At 69.1% G+C, this 25,820-nt stretch carries 12 protein-coding genes and 1 tRNA gene; 11 read left to right on the top strand and 2 right to left on the bottom strand.

The window, feature by feature from the left end:
- The first annotated feature begins 72 nt into the window (after window positions 1-72).
- The 9 genes from WME95_RS44750 to WME95_RS44790 all read left to right on the top strand — a co-directional run bounded on the left by WME95_RS44750 (window position 73) and on the right by WME95_RS44790 (window position 20,171).
- Window positions 73-3,879: a DUF6079 family protein gene (locus WME95_RS44750; protein WP_437905304.1), complete on the top strand. Its 3,807-nt coding sequence runs from the start codon at window positions 73-75 to the stop codon at window positions 3,877-3,879.
- Entirely contained in the window at window positions 3,876-6,875 is a 3,000-nt protein-coding gene (gene pglZ, locus WME95_RS44755; RefSeq protein WP_437905306.1) for a BREX-2 system phosphatase PglZ, read from the top strand. The genes WME95_RS44750 and pglZ overlap by 4 nt, the downstream gene beginning before the upstream one ends.
- Window positions 6,868-8,229, top strand: a complete 1,362-nt coding sequence (gene brxD, locus WME95_RS44760; protein WP_437905307.1) for a BREX system ATP-binding protein BrxD — start codon at window positions 6,868-6,870, stop codon at window positions 8,227-8,229. Before pglZ ends, brxD begins: the two co-directional genes overlap by 8 nt.
- Entirely contained in the window at window positions 8,222-10,354 is a 2,133-nt protein-coding gene (locus tag WME95_RS44765; RefSeq protein ID WP_437905309.1) for a DEAD/DEAH box helicase, read from the top strand. The genes brxD and WME95_RS44765 overlap by 8 nt, the downstream gene beginning before the upstream one ends.
- A 356-nt stretch (window positions 10,355-10,710) precedes the next feature.
- Window positions 10,711-13,152: a dynamin family protein gene (locus WME95_RS44770; protein WP_437905311.1), complete on the top strand. Its 2,442-nt coding sequence runs from the start codon at window positions 10,711-10,713 to the stop codon at window positions 13,150-13,152.
- Window positions 13,149-15,896, top strand: coding sequence for a helicase-related protein (locus WME95_RS44775; protein WP_437905312.1), 2,748 nt, complete (start codon window positions 13,149-13,151; stop codon window positions 15,894-15,896). The genes WME95_RS44770 and WME95_RS44775 overlap by 4 nt, the downstream gene beginning before the upstream one ends.
- 215 nt (window positions 15,897-16,111) lie before the next feature.
- Complete coding sequence (locus WME95_RS44780; RefSeq protein ID WP_437905314.1) at window positions 16,112-17,575, top strand: ATP-binding cassette domain-containing protein; 1,464 nt, start codon at window positions 16,112-16,114, stop codon at window positions 17,573-17,575.
- Complete coding sequence (locus WME95_RS44785; protein ID WP_437905316.1) at window positions 17,572-19,284, top strand: hypothetical protein; 1,713 nt, start codon at window positions 17,572-17,574, stop codon at window positions 19,282-19,284. The genes WME95_RS44780 and WME95_RS44785 overlap by 4 nt, the downstream gene beginning before the upstream one ends.
- Window positions 19,285-19,958: 674 nt before the next feature.
- Window positions 19,959-20,171, top strand: a complete 213-nt coding sequence (locus WME95_RS44790) for a hypothetical protein (protein WP_437905318.1) — start codon at window positions 19,959-19,961, stop codon at window positions 20,169-20,171.
- A 15-nt stretch (window positions 20,172-20,186) separates the two neighbouring features.
- On the opposite strand, the gene WME95_RS44795 is transcribed toward WME95_RS44790, so the two are convergent.
- Together WME95_RS44795 and WME95_RS44800 are read right to left on the bottom strand one after the other, a co-directional pair.
- Window positions 20,187-20,807 carry a phospholipase D-like domain-containing protein gene (locus tag WME95_RS44795; RefSeq protein WP_437905320.1) on the bottom strand — a complete coding sequence of 207 codons (621 nt, stop codon included), beginning with the start codon at window positions 20,805-20,807 and terminating at the stop codon, window positions 20,187-20,189.
- Window positions 20,770-23,370: a helicase-related protein gene (locus tag WME95_RS44800; protein ID WP_437905321.1), complete on the bottom strand. Its 2,601-nt coding sequence runs from the start codon at window positions 23,368-23,370 to the stop codon at window positions 20,770-20,772. Before WME95_RS44800 ends, WME95_RS44795 begins: the two co-directional genes overlap by 38 nt.
- A 491-nt stretch (window positions 23,371-23,861) precedes the next feature.
- Between WME95_RS44800 and WME95_RS44805 the strand changes: the two genes are divergently transcribed.
- Both WME95_RS44805 and WME95_RS44810 read left to right on the top strand, forming a co-directional pair.
- Window positions 23,862-24,764 (top strand): GIY-YIG nuclease family protein, encoded by a 903-nt coding sequence (locus tag WME95_RS44805; RefSeq protein ID WP_437905322.1) that lies wholly within the window; start codon window positions 23,862-23,864, stop codon window positions 24,762-24,764.
- Window positions 24,765-25,392: 628 nt separating this feature from the next.
- Window positions 25,393-25,489: transfer RNA gene (locus WME95_RS44810), tRNA-Ser, on the top strand.
- The last annotated feature ends 331 nt before the right edge of the window (window positions 25,490-25,820 follow it).

The following is a 25,820-nucleotide window of genomic DNA, read 5'->3' on the forward strand; positions in this document are numbered from 1 at the left end:
TGCCGAAGCGTGGCCGTCCCTGTTTTCAGCACCGCCGAGGCACACCGCACCCCCTGAGAGCCCCCCGGAACCATGTCCGAAGCACCCCTCCGTCGGTATTTCCAGATCCCCGAGGACGTCAAGACGGTGGACTTCGTCCACCAGATTGACCGCACCGCGTCGACCGAGCGCAACGAGGCGGTCCTCGGCGCGTACGTGGTCACCCCGTCCATCGCCCGCAACCTGGAGCGCGCTCTCGACAACGTCCGCCGGGGCCTCGGGGACCACCGCAGCGTGTTCACCTGGGTTCACGGCAGCTTCGGCAGCGGCAAGTCGCACTTCATGAACGTGCTCAGCCTGCTGCTCGCGGACGACATGGCCGTGTACTCGGTCCACCCCGAGCTGCAGGCGCACCGGAAGAAGTTCTCGCCCGGGGTGATCGGAAAGAAGCTCTTCCGTCTGCACGTGCAGTGCATCAGCCGCGGGGCGACGACGCTGGAGGAGATCGTCTTCGGCGCGGCGGTGGAGGAGCTCTCGCGGCTCCACCCGGGCGCCCCGGCGCCGGCGCTCTTCGAATCGCAGAAGCTCTTCGAGAGCGCGCGGCGGCTGCTCGACGACCTCGGCGACGCGAAGTTCTTCGGGGCGTTCCCCTCGAACCAAGGCGCCGCGGAGGCCGGCGAGTGGGGGGACATCGGCGGGTGGGACCGGGCGCGCTTCGAGCGGGTCATCGCCGCGCCCCAGTCAAAGGAGGCGCGGGACCTCGCCGGCGAGCTCGCCAAGACGCCGTGGTTCGAGGGCGTGGTGGCGAGCTCCGCGTTCGTGAAGCTGGGTCCGGGCCTGCAGATCCTCGCCGAGCACCTCCAGGGCCTCGGCTACGAGGGCGTGGTCCTGTTCCTTGACGAGCTCGTCCTCTGGCTCTCCGCGTTCCAGGACCCCAAGAAGCTCGCGCTGGAGACGCCGAAGGTCTCGACGCTGGTCGAGCACGGCGACTACCCGCCCGCGCTGCCGTTCCTGACCTTCGCCGCCCGGCAGCGCGACCTCTCGGAGATGGTGGGCAAGCTCGCGGTGGGGCGCGACGAGGTCGTGTTCAAGGACCAGCTCTCGTTCTGGAAGGACCGGTTCGAGACGATCTCGCTCGAGGACAAGGACCTGCCGCGCATCATCGAGAAGCGCGTGCTCCGGACCACAGGCCCCCATGCCAAGATCGAGCTCGACGCGGCGTTCGAGACGTACAAGCGCACGTTTGCGCAGGACTTCCGCCAGCTCAACGGCAATCAGGGCGACGCCGACGACTTCCGCCGCGTGTACCCGTTCACGCCCGCGCTCGTGGAGGTGATGGTCGCGCTAAGCGCGACGCTCCAGCGCGACCGTACCGCGCTGCGCGAGCTCACGCACCTGCTCGTGCGCTACCTGCCGGACTTCGAGCTCGGCAAGATCGTGCCGGTGGGCGACCTCTTCGATGTGGTGGCGCACGGGCAGACGAGCGATCTGCCCGCGATCCAGCGGCTCTACGAGCAGGCGCGGCGCATCTACGAGGGGGACCTGCTCCCGCACATCCGCAAGAAGAACAAGACCGACACGCCCGAGCGGTGTCAGCTCCTGCGGGAGGACTTCGACGCACGCCTCGGCTGCGCGGGCTGCGCGGAGAAGGCGTGCCGGACGCAGACACGCATCGCCAAGACGGTGCTGCTCCAGGGCATCGTGCCGAACACGCCGGTGCTCAAGAACCTGACCGCGGCGAGCCTGGTGTATCTGAACAGCGGCACGCTCAAGTCGAAGGTGCCAAACGAGGAAACCTCGATAGCGGCGAAGCTCGTGCGCGAGTGGGAGAGCGTGACGCCCGCGGTGCACGCCAAGGGCGTGGGCAACCCCGAGGTGCGCGGCGTGCTCGACACCATCGACGTGCGGCGCATCCTCGACTACTGCCGCGACCTCGGCAACGAGCACCGCCGCCGCGTCCGGGTGCGCGACATCCTCTTCGAGAAGATGGGCGTCGCGCGCAAGGACCAGATGGGCACGCGCTCCCACGAGTGGCGCGGGCGCAAGTGGCGCGTCGGGTTCGTCTACGACAACACGCGCCTCGCGAACGACAATGTCTTCCGCCCCGGGGAGGACGAGGACCTGCGCGTGGTCATCGACTACCCGTTCGACGAGATGGGCTACAGCCCGCGCGACGACGAGCGACGCGTCATGCAGGTCATCGAGGAGCTCCCCGACAAGGATGCGGCCCGGGGGCTCCCCACCGTGGTGTGGCTGCCCGCGTTCCTGGACGAGGACACCCGGCAGGCGCTCGCGGATCTCGCGACGCTGGACGGGCTCTACGAGCTCCGGGGAGATCACGACCTCGCGAGCCGCATCCCGTGGGTGAGCATGGACGAGCTCGGTCGGGTGCGCTCGACCCTGGAGCAGCAGCGTGACCTCAAGCTTACGCAGGTGGAGAACGCCCTTGCGAGCGCGTACGGCGTGGACCACGCGTTCGACGCGCACCTCGCGTCGGGCCTCGCGCCCGAGCGGCAGGTGCACCTGCTCCGGCGCGACACGAAGCTCTCGGTGCCGGCCGATAGGCTCTTCGACAAGGCGCTGAAGGCCGTGCTCGATCAGGCACTCGAGACACGGGCGCCGCGCCACCCGGTGTTCGGCAAGCAACCGACGAAGGCGCGGCTCGAGGCCGTGCTGGAGCTGCTCGACCGGCTGCTCGATAACCCCGACCGGAAGGCGAGGTTCGACAAGGCCCAGGTCGAGGAGCTGCGCGCCATCGCCGCGGCCGAGCACCTCGGCATCGTGCGGATCATCGAGGAGGACGTGAGCTACGCGGGTGGCCTCCTCGACCAGGTGACGAGGAACCTCGCGAACCACAAGGGCCCGCTCTCGGTGGGCGCGGTGCGCGCGGCGCTCGATCCGGACGAGCTGATGGAGCTCTCCCCCGAGGTGGAGGACTTCCTCGTGCTCGCCTACGCGAAGGCCGCGACCCGGCCGCTCAGGCTCTTCGCCCACGGGAACGCCGTCCCCGGGCTCATCGGCAAGCTGACGGACGACACGGCCCTCGTGCCCGTGGAGCTGCCAGGGCAGCAGGTCTGGCAGCGCGCGCTCGGCGCGGCCGAGCTGCTCGGGGTCACGCTCGGCGGCAAGGCGCTGACGCCGCAGCGTGTCGACGAGCTCGCGAGCGCGGTGAAGCAGAAGGCCGTGAGCCTCGACACGAAGCGCCTCGCGGAGGCTGTGGCCGCGCTGGGGGAGTGGCAGCGCATGGCGGGCGTCGCCAGCGACATCGAGGCGACCCAGCGAGGTGAGGTGCTGCGCAAGCTACACGAGCTCGCGAGCGCGGTGTCGGCGACTGCCAGCGCGAAGGATGTCGTCGAGGCGGTCGCGCGCTTCTCGTGGGATCCGGCGCGCACGACGGCCATCACGCACATGGCTGGCCCGCGGCGCGTCGATACGCTCCTGGAGACGCTGCGCGCGCAGAACCTGAGGGCACCGATCGAGGCTGGGCGCAGGCTCGAGGCGGATCCGGCCCGCAGGGGGGCGGTCGTGCAGGTGATGGACCGCGTGCGGGCAGTCCTCGTGCGCGACGAGAACGTCGAGGCGCTCCGGCCGGCGCTCGAGAGGGCGGCCGCGGAGATCACACAGATCCTCGTGGGCTTCTCGCCACCTTCGCCGCCGCCCGAGCCGGAACCCGGGTTTGTCGTGACGGTGAACCCTCCACCGCCCGAGCCGCACGTGGCGCCGCAGCCGAGGGGCGTGTCGCCGCAGGTCGTGGCGCCGCCGCCCGCGCGTGCGATCTCGGAGGTAATGCTCTGCGAAGCGCGTGAGGTGGAAGGGCTGATGGCGGAGCTCCGCGCGAAGCTCGAGAGCGGTAAGCGGGTCCGCGTGACCATCGAGATCCTCGACGGAGAGGGCGGATGACGGCCGCGCGCCCGGCAGCACCGGCGGAGATCGGATCGCCGGAGGCACCGGCGCTCTCGCGCGATCCGATCCGGAGGGAGCTGGAGCAGCTCCACCAGCGCCAGCACCGCACGCTGCGCTCGGCGATCTACGCGCGCCTCGCCGAGCCTTCAGACGACGGCGCCACGGTCTCGGCGAAGGTGAACGGCGAGGAGCAGCGATTCCGCGTGGTCGCCACCTCGGGGGAGCTCGATCTCCGGCGAAAGCTCGCGCGCGAGCGCGAGGGGGACGATCCCGTCGCCTACATCGTGCCGTTCTCGCGCCAGCTTCCGCGCGACCTCGAGGCGATGATCGCCGGGGGCCGGCTCTGGTGGCCGCAGATCGAGTGGCTGCTCCCGCGGCGGTTCGGGGCAAGGAGCGGGACGCCGCGCCTCACCAGCAGCAAGCTTCGCGGCGTGGCGCAGCGCGAGGGGACGCGCGTGTACGGGCGCGGGGACGCCCCGAGCATCGATCTCGACGACGCGTGGCTCGTCTTCCTGCGCGACCGGCTAGGGCTCGAGGGGCTCGAGACGGAGGCGCAGCTCTTCGCGGCGACACTGCTCGATCGCGATCGCCGCGGCAATGCGCTGGGTGCCCTGCTCGCGGCGGTCAAGGGCGCACGGGAGGAGGTCACCGACGTGCTCGGGCGCCGGATGGGGCCCAGCGCGCCGCTCATCCTCGCGGCCTGGCTCGAGGACGCCGCCGTGGAGCTCGCGGCGATGGCGATCGTCGGCGAGGCAACGCGCGCGGTGCTCAACGAGGCGAAGGGGCCGAGCTTCACGCTCCTCACCACGGTGCTCGAGATGCGCGTGCTGCAGACGCAGGGGCATCCGCTCCGGTCCGTCCTCGGCAAAGAACGCATCTCTGGGCTCTCGAGGGTGCTCGTGGATCTCGGCTACCTGGTCCCGCTCGTATGGCAGCGGCTGGCGGGCGACGGCCACGACCCGCTGCGGCGCGCAATCCTGGGAGAGGCGGAGAGCATCCTGGGCGCAGAGCAGGTGCGGCCGCTCGCGCTCGGGTCGAACCGCCTGCCGTTCGTGTTCGAGCACCGGTGCAAGGCGTTCGTCGAGGCGGTCGCGGCCTGTGCCGGCGCTGCGGACGTCGCGTCCGCGAGGCGAGCGATCGAGGCCGTCGACGATGCAGCTGCGCAGCTCCTCGCGCACGATGCCGCGCACGGCGACGAGCGGCTCGAAGAGCAGGTCGAGATGGCCGCGCGCCTGGCCGCGTTCCTCGGCGAGCCCGAGCCGCAAAGCGCCGCCTCGCCGCACGCCGAGGTGATTGGCCTCGCCACGTTCCAGGCCACGGTCGGCAGGTACGTCGACTGGGCGCGCCAGATCGTGCGCTCCGACGGCGCAGGGCCGTTCGGCAAGGGCCTCGCGCCGCTCGTCCAGCGGGTGGATCAGGTGCGCGATGCGCTCGACGCGCGGTTCGCGCGCGCTTACGCGCAGCTCGTCGGCAAGAAGGGAGATCGTGGGGTGCTGCGCGGCGCCGCGCTCCTCGATGGGCGCAGCGCGGAGCTGTTGCTCATCGAGGACGTGCTCGCGCGCGTGGGGCTCTCCCTGCTGGAGCAGCAGGAGGATCTGCGGCTGCTCGTCCTCTGCATGGACGGTATGAGCGCCGCGAACCTCACGGAGCTCTGGCGCTCCGTCGCGCGCACGTCCTTCGTGCCGGTGTCGCGCGGGCGCCGCCTGCCGGTGCTGGCCCACGTACCGACGCTCACGAAGCTGAGCCGAAGCGCGCTCTTTGCGGGGCGCGCGATGACGATGGGCGAGAGCCTCGATACGGGGCGGGACGGGGATCGCCTCGCGCACCACCCGGCTGTCGTGCGGATGGGAGAGTCCCCCAGCGTCCTGCTCCGGAGCGACATCCTGGGCGCAGGCGGTGGGCTCTCGGACGATGCCTCGCAGATCGTGCGCGGAGACCAGCGCATCGTGGCCGTGGTGGTGAACGCGATCGACGACCAGCTCAAAGGCTCGGCACAGCTCCGCGTGGCGCTCTCGACCGCGACCATCCGGCCGCTCCGAGCCCTCCTCGACGCGGCTGAGAGCACCGGGCGCCTCGTGCTCCTCGTGAGCGATCACGGCAATATCAGCTCGCAGCGCTTCGTCGGCGCCGCGGTCCGGAGCGCGGGGAGGGCAGGGGAGGAGAGCGAGTCCGGGGCGCGCTACCGCACCCTCGGTCCCTCGGAGTCCGCGATGCCGGACGAGATCGAGCTGCCGGCCGGCGCCCTCGTGACGCCGGCAGGCGTGGATCGCGTGGCGGTCGCCGTGCACGAGACGGTGCGCTACACGTCGGTGCTCCACGCCGGCGAGCACGGCGGGGCGAGCCTGTCGGAGGCGGTCGCGCCTGCGGTGCTGCTCGCACCGAGAGGGCTCCTGCCCGAGCTCGCGGCGCTCGACGTCGTCGAGGCGCCCCTCGAGCCGCCGCCGTTCTGGAGCCGTGAGCGCGCCCCGAGCGCGAGCGCTGACCTCGACGAGCGCGAGGCGTCTGCGGCCCCGCAGCCGCCTGCGCCGGCCATGGCTCCTCTGCCGCGGCCTGCGCCCCCGGCTCCTCCGCCGCGGTCTGCGCCTCCGGCACAGGCGCTCCTGCCGTTCGGGCCGCCTGCGGAGCCTCAAGGCGTGGCCGCGGGGCCAGGCCCCGAATCCACCGCGCGGCCAGAGCTCAGTGAGGCGCTCTTCAAGTCTCAGCTCTTCCGCCAGCAGATCCGCGAGACCGAGGAGGCCTACCGCGATGACGTGAAACGGGCGATCGCCCTGCTCCTGCGCCATGGCGGGCGCATGACGCGGGACCGTTTCGCCGTGGAGCTGAAGATCGACACGGCGGGCAAGGGCGTGCGTGTGCCGGGCTTCCTGACCCGCCTGGAGCGGGTGCTCAACGTCGACCAGGAGCTCGTGATCTCGATGGATCGCAAGGGCCAGAACATTCTACTCGACGAGCACCTGCTCCGCGCCATCTTCCTGGAGGAGGGCGATGGCTGATCTCGAGCTCCCGTCGAAGGCCCGCCGCAAGGACATTCTCCACACGCTCCGGACCGGTACGGTCCCCGAGAAGGGCCTGGAGTACCTTGCCGTCGGGCTCGATCGCTTCGAGAAGGTAATCGTCGAGGAGCTGCGCGAGTGCACCGCGGGCCGCAGCCGCTTCAAGGCGGTGCGCGGCGACTACGGCGCGGGCAAGACGTTCTTCTCACGGTACTTCGCGGCCCGCGCGCTCGCCCTCGATATGGCCGTCACCGAGGTGCAGGTGAGCGAGGTCGACACGCCGCTCTACCGGCTGGAGACGGTCTACCGGCGTGCGCTCGAGCACCTGCGGACCAAGGAGCGCGATCGGGGGGCTTTCCGGCAGCTCATCGAGAAGTGGTTCTTCGATCTCGAGGAGGAGGTCCTCGCGGCCGAGGCCGAGCTCTCGTCGGATCCGGCGCGCTTCCACGAGCGTGTGGCCGAGCGCCTCGAGGAGCGGCTGGTCGAGGTCGCCGCGGATCAGCCGGCTTTCTCGTCGGCGCTGCGGGCCGCGCACCGGGCGCGCCTCGCGGAGGACGAGGCGACGTTCGAGGGGCTCATCGCCTGGCTGATGGGGCAGCCGCACGTCGCGGCCTCAATCAAGCGCAAGGCCAACCTCAAGGCCGATCTGGATCACACCGGTGCCCTCGCATTCCTTCGCGGGCTGCTTCTCCTGCTTAAGCAGACCGGGCGCCCCGGGCTCATGTTCGTGCTCGACGAGGTCGAGACGATCCAGCGGGTGCGCGGGGACAGCCGCGAGAAGAGCCTGAACGCGCTGCGCCAGCTCATCGACGCGATCGGGCATCGCGAGTACCCAGGGCTCTACCTGCTCATCACCGGCACGCCGGCGTTCTTCGACGGCCCCCAGGGCGTGCGGCGCGCCCCGGCGCTCGCTGAACGGCTTCATACCGACTTCGACGAAGACACGCACTTCGACAACCCGAAGGCGGTGCAGGTGCGCCTGCTCCCGTTCGACGAGGAGCGCCTCGTCGAGGTGGCGAAGCGGGTCCGGAGCCTATACCCGGCCGACCATCCCGAGCGCATCCAGGCGAAGGTGACCGATGAGGTCCTGCGCGCGGTCGCTCGCCAGGTCACCGGCAAGCTCGGCCAGAAGACGGGCATTGCCCCGCGCCTGTTCCTGAAGAAGCTCGTGGATCGCGTGCTCGATCGCGTGGACCAGTTCGAGGACTTCGAGCCCACGGAGCACCTCGATCTGAAGATATCGGCGGCAGAGATGACGGCGGAAGAGGCGGCCGCCGCCGGGATCGCGAGGAGCCCGGACGACATCGTCCTAGAGATGGGCGGCGCGCGCGCAGACGGGGACGACGATGGCTGAGGAGGTCCCGGGGGCGGGGCAGGGTCCGGCAGCGCTGGACGCTGCCCAGCCGCCGAACCGGAGTGCCTTCGACCGCCTCTCCCCAGCCGTCCGCTACCACATCGTCCACACGCTCGGCTTCTCGGGGCTACGGCCGGTGCAGGAGCTCACGGCGCACGCCATCCTCGACGGCGATAACTGCGTCGTGCTGGCGCCGACGGCCGGCGGCAAGACCGAGGCTTCGTTCTTGCCGCTGCTCTCGCGGATGCATGCCGAGGACTGGAGCGCACCGAGCGTCCTGTATCTCTGCCCGATCAAGGCGCTGCTCAACAACCAGGAGGCACGGCTCACGCAGATTGCGGGCATGGTGTCGCGGCGCGTGTTCAAGTGGCACGGCGACGTCAGCCCGAGCGTGCGCGCGCGGTTCATCGAGGACCCCGCGGACATCCTCATGACGACGCCCGAGTCGCTCGAGGTGATGCTGGTGAGCCGCCGCGTCCCGAGCCGCAGGCTCTTTCGCAGCCTCGAAGCGGTCGTGATCGACGAGGTGCACGCCTTTGCCGCCGATGATCGCGGCTCCCACCTCGTCGCGCTGCTCGAACGGCTCCAGCGCCACGCCGGGCGGGATATCCAGCGTATCGGCCTCTCGGCCACGGTGGGCAACCCTGCGGAGATCCTCGCCTGGCTGGGGGGCACGAGCCGCCGCCCGGCGCGGCTCGTCGATCCCCCGAAGCCCTCGACGTCGCCCGAGGTGCACCTTGACTGGGTAGCCAGCCTCCCCAACGCCGCCAAGGTGATCGCCCAGCTCGATCCGGGGAAAAAGCGGCTCGCCTTCGTGGACAGCCGGCGCCGCGTGGAGCAGCTCGGCGAGGCGCTCCAGGCCGCAGGCGTGACCACCTTTCTCATGCACTCGTCCCTGTCGGCCGATGAGCGCCGGGCGTCGGAGCGCGCGTTCGAGTCGGGCCAGAACTGCGTGATCGTCGCGACATCGACGATGGAGCTCGGCATCGACGTCGGCGATCTCGACGCGGTGTATCAGGTCGACGCGCCGCCCTCCGTGGCGAGCTTCCTCCAACGGATGGGCCGCACCGGTCGGCGACCAGGGACCAGGCCGCGCGCCACGCTCCTGTGCACTAAGGAGAGCGAGCTCGTGCTGACGGCAGCGCTGCTTCGGCTCTGGGCGAGCGGGTACGTCGAACCCGTGCAGCCGGAACGCGCGGCCTTCCACGTGCTCGCGCAGCAGGTCCTCGCCCTGTGCCTCCAGGAAGGGGGCGTCCCGCTGGCGGACGTCTGGGCCTGGGTTGCGGGCGCGGCGTGCTTCGCGGAGGTGACCGCGCGCGAGCGTGAGATGCTCCTCGGGCAGATGCTCTCGGCTGGGATCGTCGTCGCAGCGGATGGCCGGCTCATCCTGGGGTCCAGGGGCGAGGCGCTCTACGGCCGGAAAAACTTCCAAGCGCTCTACGCCGTCTTCGAGGCGCCGCCCTTGTTGCAGGTGAGGTGGGGTCCTCGTGACGTCGGCTCTGTGGATGCCGTGTTCCTTCAGGCGTTGCCGCCCGCGAGCTGCTTCGTGCTGGGGGGACGCCCGTGGCAGCTCTCGCACGTCGACTGGAAGAAAGGGATCTGCGACGTCGTCCCTGCTCCGGACGGCAAGCATCTGAACTGGCTGGGGAAGCCGAGGCTCCTCGCGCGGCGTCTCTGCGAAGAGCTCCGCCGGACGCTGCTCGATGCAGCCGAGGACCCATGGTGGACGAAGCGTGCCCGCGAGGTAATGCGCGCCGAGCGTGCGAGCCATGGGTTCCTCGAGGACGCGCCGATGCCGATCGTGGAGGGGCCGAGCGAGATCGTGTGGCACACGTTCCTCGGTGGGAGAGCGAACAATCTGCTGGCGCGGCTGCTCGAGGAGCGACTAGGCGAGCAGGTGATTCCCGGGAATCGCGCGATCAAGCTTCGTGGCGGGGCGGCGCAGTCGGTGGTGGCGGTGCGCGAGGCGACGCGCGCGCTGTCGGCTGCGGGGGCGATCACGGAGGCGGACGCGCGGCGGCACGCGGCTGGGTGCGCGAGAGGGATGTTATCGAAGTTCCAGCCATGCCTGCCGGAGGAGCTAGAGCTCCGGTTCCTGGCGCGGAGGGTCGTGGAGGTGCCCTGAGGGGAGCACTTCGCCGTTGTATCTCTGGCGGTCACCTCGCGGCGCGCCTTCCGGTAAGATCGAACTGCCGCATAAGCTCGCTGAGCTGCCAACCAGCGTGCCCAGCGGATCATAGGGGACGGGACACCGGGGGCGGCGATCGTGGCGGCACTGGGTGGGTCCACGCCTGGAGAATGGCGCAGGGACACGCGCCGGCCACACTGGTTACTCTGTGATTACGTGGGCGCGACTTGCCTACATCTCCGCCCCAGGTGCGCCGGCGCGTCGTCAGGCATCTATACCTAGGCTTACCACCTCGGTAACGTCGGGGATCACGCGTACGCGTCCCGCGTGCACACGCCCAGGAGGACCACCGCATGTCGGTTTCCCGCGCTCATGGATCGAAGCTCCTCGACTGGTACGCGCAGCGCGCGCGCCCGTTTCTGGAGCAGCACGCCGCCCAGGATCTCCCGGCCATCGATCAGCAGGCGGGCCGCGTCGAGCAGCTGCTGAAGACGGCCGACGAGGAAGTCGCCGTCTGCTTCCTCGGCAACGCCGGTGTCGGCAAGAGCACGCTCCTCAACGCGCTGGTTTCCGACCGCTACAACATCCTGCCGCATGGTGGCGTTGGGCCGCTCACGGCGCAGGCGACCGTCGTCCGGTACGCCGAGTCTCCGTACTTCCGGGCAAGCTATTTCCCGGCCAAGGTCCTGAACAAAGTGCTCTTCGCGCTGGAGCGCGCCCACGAGCGCGCGTCGAAGATCGCCCCCGGGGGTGCCGAGGATGTCGCGAGGCAGCTCGACGAAGAGGATCGGCGCGAGGCCGAGGCGGCCGTGCCGGTCGCGGACGAGAGCGGTCACGTGGAGGGGCCCCGCGACAAGATCGATGCGTACCAGCACCAGGTGCGCCTGATGGTCCAGGGACGCCAGGAGGGCGAGGTCGATCTGCCGTACCTGATGGACGCACTCCGCGCCGTGCTCGGCTTGCCCGCGCGCTGGGGGCGGACGCCATCTATCGAGGATGCCCGCCGCATCGAGCGCATCCGCGAGTGCGTCCAGCTCGCGCGGAGCGAGGGCACTCACCGCGAGCGCCGCGCCGAGGGCGAGATGCGCGAGCTCCTCGTGGATCTTCGCGATCACGCCTCCGGCTTTCTGGCCCCGCTCATCCAGCGGCTCGAGGTCGGATGGAACGCCGATATCCTCCAGGACGGGCTTGTGCTCGTCGACCTGCCCGGCGTCGGTGTCGCCAACGACGAGTACCGCCGCGTCACCGCCGAATGGGTCCGCGTTCGAGCGCGGGCCATCGCGCTCGTCGTGGATCGTGCCGGCATCACGGAGGCGAGCGCGGAGCTGCTCCGATCGACTGGCTTCCTCAACCGGCTGCTCCTTGACGGGGACGATCTGAACGCTGCCCCCGTGTCGCTCTCGGCGATCATGGTCAAGGTCGACCAGTCCGCGGACAGCGCCTGGCAGGACGAGGCCGACTTCGACGAGATGGGGGCGCGGCCGTGGAGCGACCACTTCCGCGAGATCCGAACCCGCGCTCTCGAGCTCATGCGCGCGCAGATGCGGCAAGAGCTCGACAAGCTCGCGGCCGCCGGCCACGAGACGCTTCGCTCGGACCGCGCCGCCGTGCTCACCCGGGTCCTTGAGACGATGCAGGCGCACGCCGTCTCGGCGCCCCAGTTCCGGGCATTCCAGGCCCAGAAGAAGGAAGCTCCACCGCGCGTCGGCAGTGCGGAAGAGTCGGGGATCCCCGCGCTCCGCGCGGCGCTTCACGATCTCGCCGTGGCGCACCGCGGGCGGCTCATCGATCGCGCGGAGGGGGCCGCCAGCGACTTCCGGAGCCGCATCCACGCTGCCCTCACGCTGGTGCGGGCGCAGTGGGAGGCCGACGAGCGTGCCGAGCGCGAAGCGCAGGCGTTGCGCGCGGAGCTCGAGACCTTTCTCGCTCCCCGGCAGCGCGAGCTCGACTCTCGCCAGGGGGCCTTTCGGGAGTTTCTTCGCGAGAGCATCCCGACCCTGATCGACAGCCAGGTGCAGTCGGCGTCGCACGTCGCGCGAGAAGAGATCAACCGCTACCTCCGCCGGCTCGGCGAGCTCAACTGGGGTACGCTGGCCGCGACCGTGCGCAAGGGAGGCGCACATGTCAGCTCGAAAGGCACCCGGATCGACCTGCCCAACGAGCTGGCGCTCCGCTTCGAGGAGCCCGTCGCCGTGATCTGGTCGAAGCAGATCCTCGCGGCGCTGCGCAGGCGCACCTCGGCGCTCGGCCAGGACTATGTGGCCATGGTAGGGGAGGTGGTTGAGTGGGCACGCGGCCAGCACGCCCGCGTGCAGCCGCGCGTTGTCGAGGCGATGCGTGACAACCTCGCGGCGCAGACGAAGGATCTCTCGTCGGTCGGCAAGGAGGCCGTCGAGGAGCTCAAGGGCAAGGTCCGGACGCAGCTGTACGAGGAGCTCGTGAAGAAGGTTCGCCGGCGGTGCGAGAAGTTCGTGGCAGACGGCGGTAACCGTGGGTTCGGCGTGAAGCGGCGCATCCTCGAGCTCTACGGCGAGCTCGCGGACGAGGTCGTCAAGGTCGCCCAGCCGATCGCTACAGGCATCCTCCTCGGCAACTACCGCGAGGTGGAACGGGAGATATCCGACCGCTTCAACGCGTACCGCAACCCGCTGGAGAGCGCGCGCGACGCCATCGTGCGCTCCCACGAGGACAGCGTGCGCCGCAGCGACGCCCAGCGCCGCAAGCGCGTCCTCGAGGAGGTTGACGCCATCCTCGACGCGATGCCGAGGGGCGCGACAAGCAAGGTGCAGGCGTGAGCGCCGCGCGCATGCTCTTCCGCAAGCCGGACGAGTCCCAGACCTACGCACTACTCCGGCGCTACGACAACTTCGGGATCGAGGAGCTGGATCTGCTCCGTCCCCCGCGCCGCTTCTGGGCGCCGAGCGAGATGGCGCCCTCCGGCGTCGAGATGAACGTCGACGCCCGCCGCGTGCAGTCCTGTCCGTCGCCCGCCGAGCTGCTCGCCACACCCCCCGGCGAGAGCTGGTCGGCGCTGACGCGCCGGAGCCTCGCCCGCCTGGCGGCCTGGTTTCTCGTTGTCGAGGATCCGCAGCGGCGGCTGGAGGCGCAGCCGATCGTCACGCTCGCGCATCAGGCGAGCGTGGTGCAACACATCCGCGAGCAGCCCTCGCTCCGCCGCGTGCTGCTCGCCGATGAGGTCGGCCTGGGCAAGACGGTGGAGGCCGCGCTCCTGATCAAGGTGCTGGTCACGCAGCGGCCGGGCGCGCGGGTGCTCTACCTCGCCCCTGCCCGCCTCGTGCGTAACGTCCGCAGCGAATTGGCGAAGCTGGATCTGCAGTTCCGCTCCTGGGTATCGACCGGTGATCGTGATGCCACGCTCGACGATGCGCGCGTGGTCGCGAGCATCCACCGGGCCTGCCACAAGGGCCGGATAGACGAAGTTCTGGCAGCGCCGCCCTGGGACATGATCGTGGTCGACGAGTGTCACCACCTGTCGGACTGGGCCCCCGGTGGCGGTAGCCCCGTGGCGCAGTACAAGCTGGTGCAGAAGCTCGCGGAGCGGCTCAGCGAGGACGGCCGCCTTCTGCTTATGAGCGGCACGCCACATCAGGGGAACCCGGACCGCTTCCGCAACCTCCTGCGGCTTCTGCAGGCGAAGGGCGAGCCCGAGTCGCAGCTCGCAGGCCGCGTCATCTACCGTACCAAGGAGGACGTGCGTGACTGGGACGACCAGCCGCTTTTCCCGGGCCGCCGCGTGAACCCGCCGCTGGTGCTCGATCTCGGCCCCGAGCACCGCAAGTGGCTCGCCGACATCCACGAGCTGTTCGAGCCGGGCAGCCGCGCCGCAGCGGATCGATCCGCACAGCGCCGCGCCGCGGGCTGGAGAGCCGGGCAGGCGCTTCAATGGGCCACGTCGAGCGTGCAGGCAGGCCTCGGATACCTGGTGCGGCAGGCAATCCGCGCGGGCTGCAAGCTGGACTCGTTGCCAGGGCTGCGCGACGCGCTCGCTGCGATGCGCCCTTACCGGCGCGGTGCACCCGACGAGGCGATCGACAGACTCTTCGCGCGCATTGCCGACGAGGTGAATCAGCAGATCGATCAGGCCGATGTCGAAGACATCGAGGAGATGGATGACGACGACGGCCGCTGGCGCCCGGACCGAGCGTTGCTCTCGCAGCTCCTGCGCGACGGCGTGGCTATCCACCGCGCTTCGGGTGATGCCAAGTGGGACTTCGTCTTCGAGCGCGTACTTCGACCCGCGGGCGACGAGAAGGTGGTGCTCTTCGCGCAGCCGATTGAGACGGTCACGGCGGTGGCCGGGTGGCTCGCGCGGAAGACGGGGCAGCGGCCTGCGCTGATTCTCGGCGGACAGTCCGAGGAAGAGCGGGCCGAACAGATCCAGCGCTTCTGGGACCCGCGCGGCCCGCGCTTTCTGGTGTCGTCGCGAGCCGGCGGCGAGGGCATCAACCTCCAGATCGCCCGCCGGCTGGTGCACCTCGACGTCCCGTGGAACCCGATGGAGCTGGAGCAGCGCATCGGCCGCGTACACCGCTTTCTCTCGAAGCAGACGATCCTGGTGGACACGATAGTTGTCAAGGACAGCCGCGAGGTGGACACCTACGCCTATGCCCGAGAGAAGCTGGCGACGATCGCGAGCACCCTCGTCCCGGAGGAGCGCTTCGAGTCGCTCTTCGGTCGGGTGATGTCGCTGGTGCCGCCCGAGGAGCTTTCAGACATCCTCGGCAAGGGTCCGGTGGGGCCGCTGAGCCCAGAAGATCGTGAGAAGATCTCCGATCTGGTGACGCGCGGCTTCGACCAGTGGAAGGGCTTCCACGATCGCTACGCCAAGCAGCAGAAGCAGATCCGCGCCCTTGACCCTGGGCAGGCGACGTGGGCCGATCTGGCGGCGTTCGCCGAGGACCACCTCGGCGCAAAGCCGGCTGAAGGCTTCTCGGCGCTGCGGTTTCTGGAGCAGAACGGCGAGGTCATGGAGGCGTCGAATGCCGCGCGCGTGCTGACGATCGATGGCTTGCCCTGGGTTGCCGGTGATTACGGCGGCATGCCGGTCGTGCGCGACGACGGCGTGAAGGCCGAGCAGCTGGGCACAAACTTACCGCTCTTTGCCCGCGCGCTGCGGGCGCAGGGCCTACCAGCCGCGCTGGCGGGCGCGGCGCACGTGCGCTGGCCGGAAGGAGCGCAGCGGCCGCACGAAGGCCTGTTTGGGGTACTGGTCCTCGCGCGGCAGTCCGTTCGCTGGGAGCAAGGATCGTATGCAGAGCACGCAACGACGCTGCATACCTGCACGGTGCTCGCCGACGGGCAAGCGGCGCATGCGGACGGGTCCGCAAGAGGGGCGCTCGTGCGCGCGCTGGTGCGAGCGACAGTACGGCGCGAGGCAGTGGACGCGCCCGCGCTCCTGGCGGCAATGCACAAGGCCGAGGCGGACCTGTGGAACGAGCTGCGCCGGCCGACAGACGCGGACCGGGAGGCGCGGGTGATGCACGCGGTGACGCCGCTCCTTGCGGCGGTGGTTTCGTGAGGGAGCAGGAGCCGGGCGAGGTGAGGAGGGCATGCGGACCATGAACAACGGTGCACGCGCGCGCCCGGCGCATCTCCGCCCGCCGGCTCTTCGCCGGGCTGAGAGCTGGCGACAGACCGCTTGAGACAACCGGAGTTCCTTTGGAGACTCTTGTCCGGGTCCATGACCTCACCGTGGTGCTCCCTGACGGGTCGGCGATCGTCGAGGCAGCTCACATGCTCGTGCGCGAAGGCTCGGTCGTCTCAATCCTAGGCCCCTCGGGTGCAGGGAAAACGACGCTGATCCGCGCGATCCTCACGCCGGAGGAGCTCCGCAGCACTGGCTACCGGATCACCTGGTCGGAGCGGGATTTAAGAGCGTCCCCCGGCTTCGTCCCGCAGCGGGGAGCGTTGCTCGATCACCTGGACGTGGCCGGCAACGTTACGCTGGCCCAGGCTGGCAGTGGGCTCCCCGCCGACGCGGCCTCCTGGCTCAAGGCGGTCGAGCTGGACGAATCGCTCATGGCGCCGGGGACGAGCAGCTCGGCCCTAAGCGGCGGCCAGGCGCAGCGAGTTGCGGTCGCCCGCGTGCTTGCGGCGGGCAGGCGGATCATCGTCATGGACGAGCCCTCGGTGGGGCTCGATCCCCTCGGCGTGCGGATGCTCGCACGCCTCCTGGTCACGCAGGCGCGGAAGCATCGCGCGGCCATCCTCGTCATCACCCACGACCTCGCGCTGGCTGCGGGCGCCTCCGACCGGCTGCTCTTCCTCGACCCCGCGCAGCGGCAGATCGTCCCGCTCGTGACAAGTTGGACCGGCCCGGCGGAGCTCGATGGGATCGAGATCCGGCAACGCAAGCTTGCCGAGGTGGAGGCTGCCACGGAGGACCAGCTCCTGCGCGAGCGACCCCGTCTGTCCGGCGGCGGGCGCGCGAGAGCCGCCACCCTGGACCCGATTGCCCCTGTTCGCATGGCCGGCGATGCGATCCTCTGCGCGCTGGATCCCCACCTGTTCCGCGAGGCCGGGGTCGTCTTCCGCCGGGGCATGGTGCAGGGCTTCGCCAGGCCGTTCCTGTTCTACGGCATTGTCGGGGCGCTCCTGGGCTTCACCGTCCCTTACGTTATCGCGAACATCAGCGCGGACCTGCGTCCTGCCGCCGTCTTCGAGTTGATCAAGGGCACGTACATCCTGGCCCTCGCACCGCCCCTCTCCGCGATCGTCTTCGCGGCGACGAGCGGCAGCGCCATGAGCGCCTGGCTCGGCGGGCTTCGGCTTCACGGGCAGGTCACCGCCCTCGAGGGCCTCGGTGTACCGCCGGCGCGTTACCTCTGGTCACCGAGCTGGTTCGCCCTCGCGGTCGCGTACGCGAGCACGTTCGCGCTGTTCACGCTGTCGATGGTTGCGGGCGGCTGGGTGCTCTACGCGTTGAATGACGTCCGCAGCCCGCTCGCGCTCCTCACTGCCGACTTCGTCGACCCTCCCCCGAGCCGGGTTCCCTACCTCGTCCGCGCTCTCTGGCTTGTCGCCGCCTACACCGTAGCGATTGCATCGATCGTCGTGGCGAAAGGGGGCGAAGGGAAGTCCCGCTCCGAGGACGTAACCAACGCGATGACTTCCTCGGTCATGCGGGCGACGCTTTTCGTGGTGGTGATGGAGCTCGTGACGGTGATGGCCGTGCGCCTGTGGGAGGCACCTCGATGAGTTCGCCCAGAACCGTCCTGGGGCTCGTCCTGGTGGCTGTTGGCATGGCCGCCTTCCCCATCCTGCTCGGCGCAACGGCCAGCCGGCCCGATCTTGTTGCTCGCGTGCCTTCGGCATACGAGCTCAACCCAGGCCGCTCGTCTCTACGGGGCGCCGTGCCGCCGGCTGAGGTCGATGTGGGACCGGATCGGGAGCGAATCCGCGTCGATCCTCCGGTCGGGGTCGCCTCGCCCGGCCTGGAGCTGATCACATGGCGCGCGGACTACGGGGACGCCTGGCATCGGGAGGTCACATGGCCGTCACTGGCCGGACCGTTTGCGGAGGAGGGGTCGGATGTCTGCGGGTACAGGCTTCAGCTCGGCGCCGGACTGTTCGATACGACTGCCGCCGGCCGCGGCTTGAAGGACGCGGTAGAACGCCGGCTGGCGGAGCTGTTTCCCTACTCGCAGGAGCTCAAGGAGGGGATTCGCGTCACGCTTCCCCGGCTTTCATCCAGTGATTTTACGATCACGTTCGAAGGCGGCCGTGCGTGGGTTTATGTTGCGGTCTACTTGGTCGACGCAACTGTCCTATCCGCCCGCTTTCCGGTCCGACTCGTATCGCGCAACGGCACGCCGGCCGTGGAGCGAATCCGGGAGTTTGAGCCGAAGGTGCAGTTCACGGGACCGAGTCGCGACGAGATCGTGCGGCAGGCCAGCGAGATGGGTGCTACGCACGGCGGGCTCATTGGTTTGGGAGGGTGCCTCCTCGGGCCAGCCGGGTGCGTCCTCGGAGCCTTGGCTGGCTCCGACATCGGCGAGGCAGAAGGCACCCGGACGGCTGAGAAAGAGATTCCCGTCCAGGCCAGCCACATCGTCACTGAGAAGATCGACGAAGCGCTGGACCACCTTGCCCTCGGCATGGAACGGCTCCGCCAGCCCTGGTCGCCGGACCCCACGCGGCCTCACGATAGCATCCGACTACGGCTCGGTGGCGCTCCCCACATCTCCTCCCAGGGGATCGCGCTCCAACTCTGTGCCAGCGCGGTCATCGGCTCACCCAAGGTGGATCCAGCCATCCCGGGCCCGGTCCGGTGGGATGCCCCGTTTCCCGAGCTCGATGCGGATCACGAGGGCTCGTCGACAATCGGGCTCACCATGAACGCGGACGCGCTTGAGCAGGTGATCCACTACGTCTGGCAGGCGGGCAAGCTCCGTGATCTCGGGCGCTCGAGCGCGGTCCTCGGTAACCTGGCAGAAGAGGTCCGGATGGCCGCTTTCGACTTCACCGGCCTGGATGCCCAGCTGCCGCCGATAATCGCGCCTTCGATCTCGACCGCTGATAAGCTGTCGTTCACGCTCGCCAACGTCGAGGCGGGCACGATCGGCCGCCGACGCGTGCTCGCTCACGGGACGCTCGGGCTCCGGATGCTCCAGCAGGACGATGCAATCCAGCTGTCGGCAGAGATCGCCGATCTCCGGGTGAACTGCATCGAGCCTGCTCCCCGTGGCGCCCTCCTCACGCCATGCCTGAGCGACATCCTTCCCCTGGCGCGCGAATCTGCCATGAAGCCCATCCACCTCGCACTCCCAGGCGGTGATGTGCTCGCCAAGCTGCCGCGTCTGAGTTTCCAGGGGATGGCTCTCCAGATATCCCAGCTGCGCGTCGAGACGTCTGGTTCCCCCGTGCAGGTCCAGCTCAGGGTGCAAGCGAGCATCGAGGCGCCATGAGCGACGGGCGGCGGCGACTCGAGCCCCTTCGGCTGCGGGAGCCGGCGAGTGACGCACCACCGGCATCGCAAGTGGCGGGTTTCGGTGCGACGTCCGGTGCGACCGGCGAGCCCCGAGGTGCAGAGCCCTCGTCGCACTCGGCACCTCCGGCCGCCTCGCCCCCGCCGCAGCCGGCAGCGAGGCCCAAGGCTGGCCCCCTGGCAGGGATGTTCGCACTCGGGTTCGTCGCGGGCGCGGGGACCCTCGGCGCGGTCATGTCGCTCCTGCCGTCCCGCGATCCGGAGGAATCTCCCCCGAGGGCCCCCGCCTCCATAACTATACCCGCGGCGACCGCGAGCGCCCAGCCGCCGGTAGAATCTCCCTCATGGACGAGTCTGCTCGACGGGGTGACCTGTGAGGCACCGTGCTGTGGGGGAGCCGCGTGCTCATCGGCGGGCAGCAAGCGATGCCCCTCCGGGTTTACCTGTATCCCTGGCTCCTGCGAATCACGTCTCGCCGACGACGAGCGGTGGACCCTGCATGTCTCCGCCATCTGGGAGCGGGACGGAGCGCGCTTCCGGTCAGGCTGCAGTTCGGCCCTCCGCAGCGCCGACGTCTGTCTCCGTCCGGCGAGCACCGGGACGTGGACCTGTGTTCCTCTCGCAGACGCCTGCGCTCACAGCGATCATGCGACCATGGGCGTCTCTGTCACGACCCGTGATCTGACCTCGGCGGGCATCGACATCGAGATCCGTAGCCGCCACGTCGTCGTGGCCTCCAGAGCGCGCGCGAGCTACGGGACCTCGCTGCACCGGACCGGCCTGTGCTCCGGGTTCAAGTTCGGCGGGTTCACAAGTTTGCTCGCGGACGTAGGTCAGCTGACCTTCTTCTTGGAGCCGGGGCCGTAAGGAACGTCGCTGCATTCATCGGCGCGCCTTTCTGCTCGTTGTCTTGGTCCCCAGCACGAAGGCGCCACGTACACTGGCGAGCTTCGCTGCTGCAATCGGGTCGAGCACCTCCGCTCGGAAACCATCGCTGATGGGCGAGCGAGCGGCTGGCGTCGGGACGTGGGCTCGTGAAGACGAACGCTCTCCTTTCCAGACCTCTGCCTGATCCCATAAAGAGGCAACCTCGTCCAGGAGTGTCGGCGCGTCGCTTACCGGGCCGCGTAGGACTACCTCCAGGCTTTCTTCGAGGCTATACCGGTACCAGTTCGCGCTGCCGCAGAACACGATGGTCTCATCGACGAGCATGAGCTTCGCATGCAGGCGATCCAGCGTGCGCACCTCCGTCACCGGACGATGTCGAAACCGCGCGAGCGCCGCCTCCATGTGCTCTTCGAATGTGGGCGCCACCGAGGCCGGCGATCGCGTCAGCACACGGAGTAGCGCCCCACTCGGACATGACGCTACGGTCGCCTCCGCGAAGTAATCGTCGATGAAGGGCCCCACGACCATGACCTCGCGGGTCGCTTTCCTCATATCGGCGCGGAGCGTACCCAGAATACTACCCGGCCCAAGCGCGCGCCATCGCGTCGACGGCATCGGCGACCTCCTTTGCGGAGACTTGCGCCTCCACATGACAATCCTCGGCGAGGAAGCGCTCGAAGGCGGCTGCCGGGCGTCGCGCGAACGACCGTGCCGCTCCAGCCGCGGAGATGAGCGCGCCGGCGGCACGCCCCTGCTGGAGCAGCGCTGCGCTCAGCCCGTTGCCTCCCGGCGTGCCGTCGAGTACGCGTAGCTCGCCGGCCGCTGGTTCGAACTTCGCTGTCAAGTCGCCGCGCGCGCACTCCACCGCATCGCACAGGTAAGCATGGAGGAGACCTTCGAGGGCCGGCGCGATCAGCTTCCGCTGCTCGGCATTCCGTATGACCCGCGCGATCTTCCAGCGCCACCCGAGCGTCCGGTAACTGAAGCCGTGGAGGAAGGGGAATTCTTCACCCGCCGCGAGCGCCGCCTTGAACCTTTCGGACACCTCGCCGAGCATCACGTTCTTCGGTTTGCGACTCCCCGACAGATCGATCTCGGTATACCCGTCGAAGCGGCGGAGGAAGTTCCAGATGCCGTACTCGATCGCCCCGGCCTCGGGCGTCTCGCAGTCGGCCGGTAGATCCTTTTCGAGGTACAGATCGAAGTTGTCCTTCCAGCGTCCGCGCGTGGCGGTTCGACGCCGCTCTTCTACGACCTCGATCGCGTCGAGCGCATGCATGAACTTCCCGAGGACGACATCGCTGCGTGGATCCGTCCATTGGCCGACCTTGAAGCGACCGCGGTAGCCCACGACCCGGAACCGCTGCCCACGGTGTCCGAGATAAACACCCTCCGGGTGCGCATCGCGAAAGACCGCAATGTCCTCGACCTGAGCTACGGCTCGATCGCTCCCTCGGAGCACGAGTTTGCGTTTCCCCTGCGAGGCGCTTGCGCGGAATCCGCGGTAATACCAAGAGCCGTCGTCGAGGTCGACGAGGTCGGAGAGCTGCTCTTGTACCATGGTATCGAGCTCTCTGTATGTGACGCGTTCTCCCCAGTAGCGCTCCAGCGCTGCGTTGAAGTCGTCCCAGGTGGCTTCTTTCTTCCGAAGTCGTGGCATCCATTCATGGAAGGCCGCGCGCATTGCCCGAAGGCGGAGGCCGTCGAGATGGAGCGGCAGCGGCAGCGGTTTCGCGCCGTCCGTCGACAAAGCCTTGTCAGGCGCCTCCAGCAGCCGCGCATCGAGCGGGGAATACCCCAGGCAAAGGACGGCGAGGCCTGGCCGTCCAGCGGTCCTGCCGACGCGGCCAAGGCGCTGCAACAGATCCGCGCGACGGGTGGGTAACTCGTCCATCACGACGAGGTCGAGCTCGGGAAGGTCGACCCCGACCTCGAGCGCGTTTGTTGCGACGATCGTCTTTCCACGCTGCCCGCCGCCGAAAAGCTGCCTTTCCGTGCGACGCCGCTCCTCCGCGGTCATGTCGCCGTCGTACGCGATGGCTTCGCGGGCGGGCGCCTGCTTCTCCAGCCAGTCGCGCAGTCGGTGCCCCGCGAACTTGCTCTGTACGAAGCAGAGCGCGTTCGCCTCCGTGCCGACAAGGGTCTCGTCGCCGAGCAGATCGCTCGCCGATAGTGGGGCCTCGTTCGGCTGGAGCAGAAGTACGTAGCGCTTCGGCGAACCGTCGGGCTTCGCGCAGTCGGCGGCGAGGACGTCGGGGAGATCCGCCGCGCGCACCAGGCTCAGCTTGGTACTCCCATGATCGTCCGCGGCGAGGAACGAGCTTTCTTCGCAACCCGTGAGGTTGGCGGCGAACTCCGCGGGCGCGCTCAGCGTGGCCGATGCGAGGAAAAACGCGGGGTGCATTGCGTCCAGCATGTCGAGCGAGAGGCGAAGCCGGTCCAGCATCGCGCGGACGTTTGCCCCAGCGAGACCATGCCAAACGTGTGCCTCGTCGAGCACGACGGCGCGCAGCCCCTGGAGGAATTCAGCGTGCTTGCCGTGAAACAGACTCCAGTGGACCTTATCAAGGGTGGTGATCCGCAAGCGCGACTCGTAGAAGCTCTCGCTCGCCTCGTGCTCGCGCATCTCGGTGGATTCCGTTGTCCCATGCCAGACAGTCCATGGCATGGTGACCTTGCCGAGCGCGATGGTTCCGGAGTACGCTTGCTCTCCGCGCCGAACGATAGATTCCGGCTGCGAGAGCCTGGTCATCCGGTCTGCTTGACCCCAGAGGAGCGCCTGTGTGGGGAAACATGCGATGGCCGTTGCGCGGGAATCGCGGCGTAGGGCTTCGAGCACCCACGCCCAGAACGCGAGGCTTTTGCCGGAGCCTGTCGCCGTTGTCAGCACGACATTCGGTAGCGCCCCCTTCGCGAGCCCCTGAAGGATACGCGCCTGATGCGAGTACAGGCCGACCTGCTCCGCCTTGGGTTCGTATCGAACGACGAACTCGCGTAGCGCCGCCGGCAGCTTCATGTCGACGATGGGTACCGTCTCGGGGACCGGGGTGCGCAGGCAAACCGCCGTATCGGCGATCAAGGTACCGAAGCGCTCCTTGATTGCCCTGGTGACCTCTACAATCGGCGCTCGAAGCGCCGGTTTTGAGCTTCGCGCCCCCCGCCCTTTGACCGTGGCCATGAGCCTCAGCTTACGTCTAGTGGCCTGCAGTCGTCGACAGCCATACGGCGCCTGGGAACCGGAGAAGTGTAACTTAAATCACATTCGGCTCGGCTGGGTCAGCGACGGAGGCCGTGCACCTTGGGCAACCGACGAGGCGTGTGCTTCAGGCCATGGCCTGTGCCTGCGGCAGGGCGAGCCAGTCGACGCGCTCTGGCCCTTGCTCACCGAGCGGCTCCTTGTTGGCGTGCCGCACCCCACGGAGTCGTGCGGCGACTTCGCCCAGTTGTTCTTGAAGAACAAGATCGCGTCCCAAGCGCAGGCTAGGCGGGAGGACGCACGTCGGCGCAAGGTGACGCCGTTCTATCTCCGGCAGCCATCGTCACAGGCGCATCGCTGACGCAGCAGAAGTCGATCTTGACGGAGCGGGAGCCGACCGGATGACACTACGTGGCCGACAGGGATGCAGTACCATCGTGCAGCGCACAGCGCGCTGCTGCGTTCCGAAGCGTATGTCCGAGCCCCTCTTCACCTTCGCCGATCTCATCGCACGCGTGTGCCCCACGTTCGAGGGCATCCACAAGTGGAAGGCCGTCCGCCACCTCGACAACCGCCCCAGCGTCCCCGATCTCGTCGAGCTCTTCCACCTCGACCGCGAGGCGCTGGAGTTCTACCAGGCGGAGCAGGGCAAGGACATCTTCGGCGCCTGCGACGGCGTCTTCTCTTTCCTCGGGCTGCCCGGCCGTCGCGCGCTCTTCGTTGGCGCGTACCAGGTGCGAGGATCGAGAAGGGCGACCGTGCTCGATCCATCGACCGTGCCGGTCGCCCTGCGTGGGATGTACGAGGCCGCGCGCCGTGATGAGCCCGACGCGGTGCGCTACTACTACGACTTCATCCGGGATCTTCGCCTCGCCGCGCTGGAGATGCGCGTTGTCGTCGACTGGGGCCCCGGCGCGTTGTCGTGGCACCAGTGGGCCCTCGACAAGCCCGTCGTGGAGCTCAGGGATCCGAACAGCCTCGGGCCCTGCCCCGACTACCGCGAGATCGACCTGTCGCTCGCGAAGCTCGCGTTCCTGACCCGCCACGAGGACGCGAATCCGTCGTGGCGCGACAAACTCTCGGCCGTCGGGGGCATCTATCTGCTGACCGACCGAGCTCGCGGCCGGCTCTACGTCGGGCAGGCCGGCGGCGAGACGGGCTTTTGGGGCCGTTGGAGGGCGTACGCCGATCAGCGCACGGGGAATGTCGCAGTCGACCTAGCGTTCGAGGCGGACGAGCTGCGTCCGGAGAGCGCCGTGCTGTCGATCCTCGACGTCGTGCCGAGGGGCGCGTCCGCCAAGGTACTTCTCGACCGGCTGGAAGTGCGCTGGAAGGAGCGGCTCTGCACACGCACCGTTGGCTACAACCGGAACTGACGCGCCGCCGCGACGCGCGCAGGAGACATCGGGCGCGAACGTCCCCCGCTCATCGATTCTCGGGTCTTACGTACCGGGCGGGGCGGCCCGAGCCCGGCGGTGTCGCAGGGGCATGACTGAGGCGCTTACGCGCCGTCCTGAGTGTGACGCCGCGGATCCGGGCGCATGGCATGTGGCGGCCGGGCGACCTGACGCGCTCCGGGGGGAGAACTTCGACGCCTTCGTCACTCGCTTCTTCCCGTTGAACGCAGGCTGGTCAGTGAGATCGGCGACCAGCATGCGCTTGGCGGGCCGTGGAAGAGGCAGCGCCGCCCACCGGGCGCAGATGGCCCGGAGTCGTCAGGACCATCCGGCAGCCCGTAGGGGAACGCGACCCGCCAGGCCCCGCAGCAGCCCCAGTTCCGCTGGGCTTCCCTTGGCCTTCAGACCCGTCGCATCCGCCCGGCAGACAGCCGCCCGAAGGGCCACCGCCATTCACAAGCCATTCACACGCCATTCACACGCCCACCGTCGCGAGGGGTCGCCCCGGGTCGCGTCCCGTCGCGTTCCAGCCCCCCACCCGAACCCCGCAGGGCTATCCCAAGCACGCGATCAGGCTAGGTTTTTTGCCTGATCCCGCAGGGTTCGGGCGGAGGCCTCCCGCGACGGCGTCGAGGCCCCCTTCGGGTTTTGAAAACCGCCGTTGGGGCAACTCAACCAGGGGTTCGAATCCCTTCTCCTCCGCTGAACCATTGAGAATTTCATCGAGGGGCGAGGGCGTCCTCGAGCGGGCTAGCGGAGATCATTCACACGCTATTCACACGGCTACGCCGACCGCCGCGTGAAGGCCTGCACTGCGTTCTTCCTTCAGGTTGTCGTTGGTGTGCGCGTAGCGCTGGGTGGCGAAGATGTGCAGGTGGCCGGCGAGCTGCTGTTCACCGCGGGGGCGCACCTCGCCTGGCGAAGTCCGCGTAGTAGCGCTGGTACATGTCCTGCCACCTCGCGTACTCCGCCGGGTGCTCTCGGAGCCGCTCCTTCCAGGCTGAGCAGCGCCAAGAAGATGGCGGCCCCCGGGCG

This window comes from Sorangium sp. So ce327 (assembly GCF_051530205.1).
In the GTDB taxonomy this organism is placed as follows: Bacteria; Myxococcota_A; Polyangia; order Polyangiales; family Polyangiaceae; genus Sorangium; species Sorangium cellulosum_B.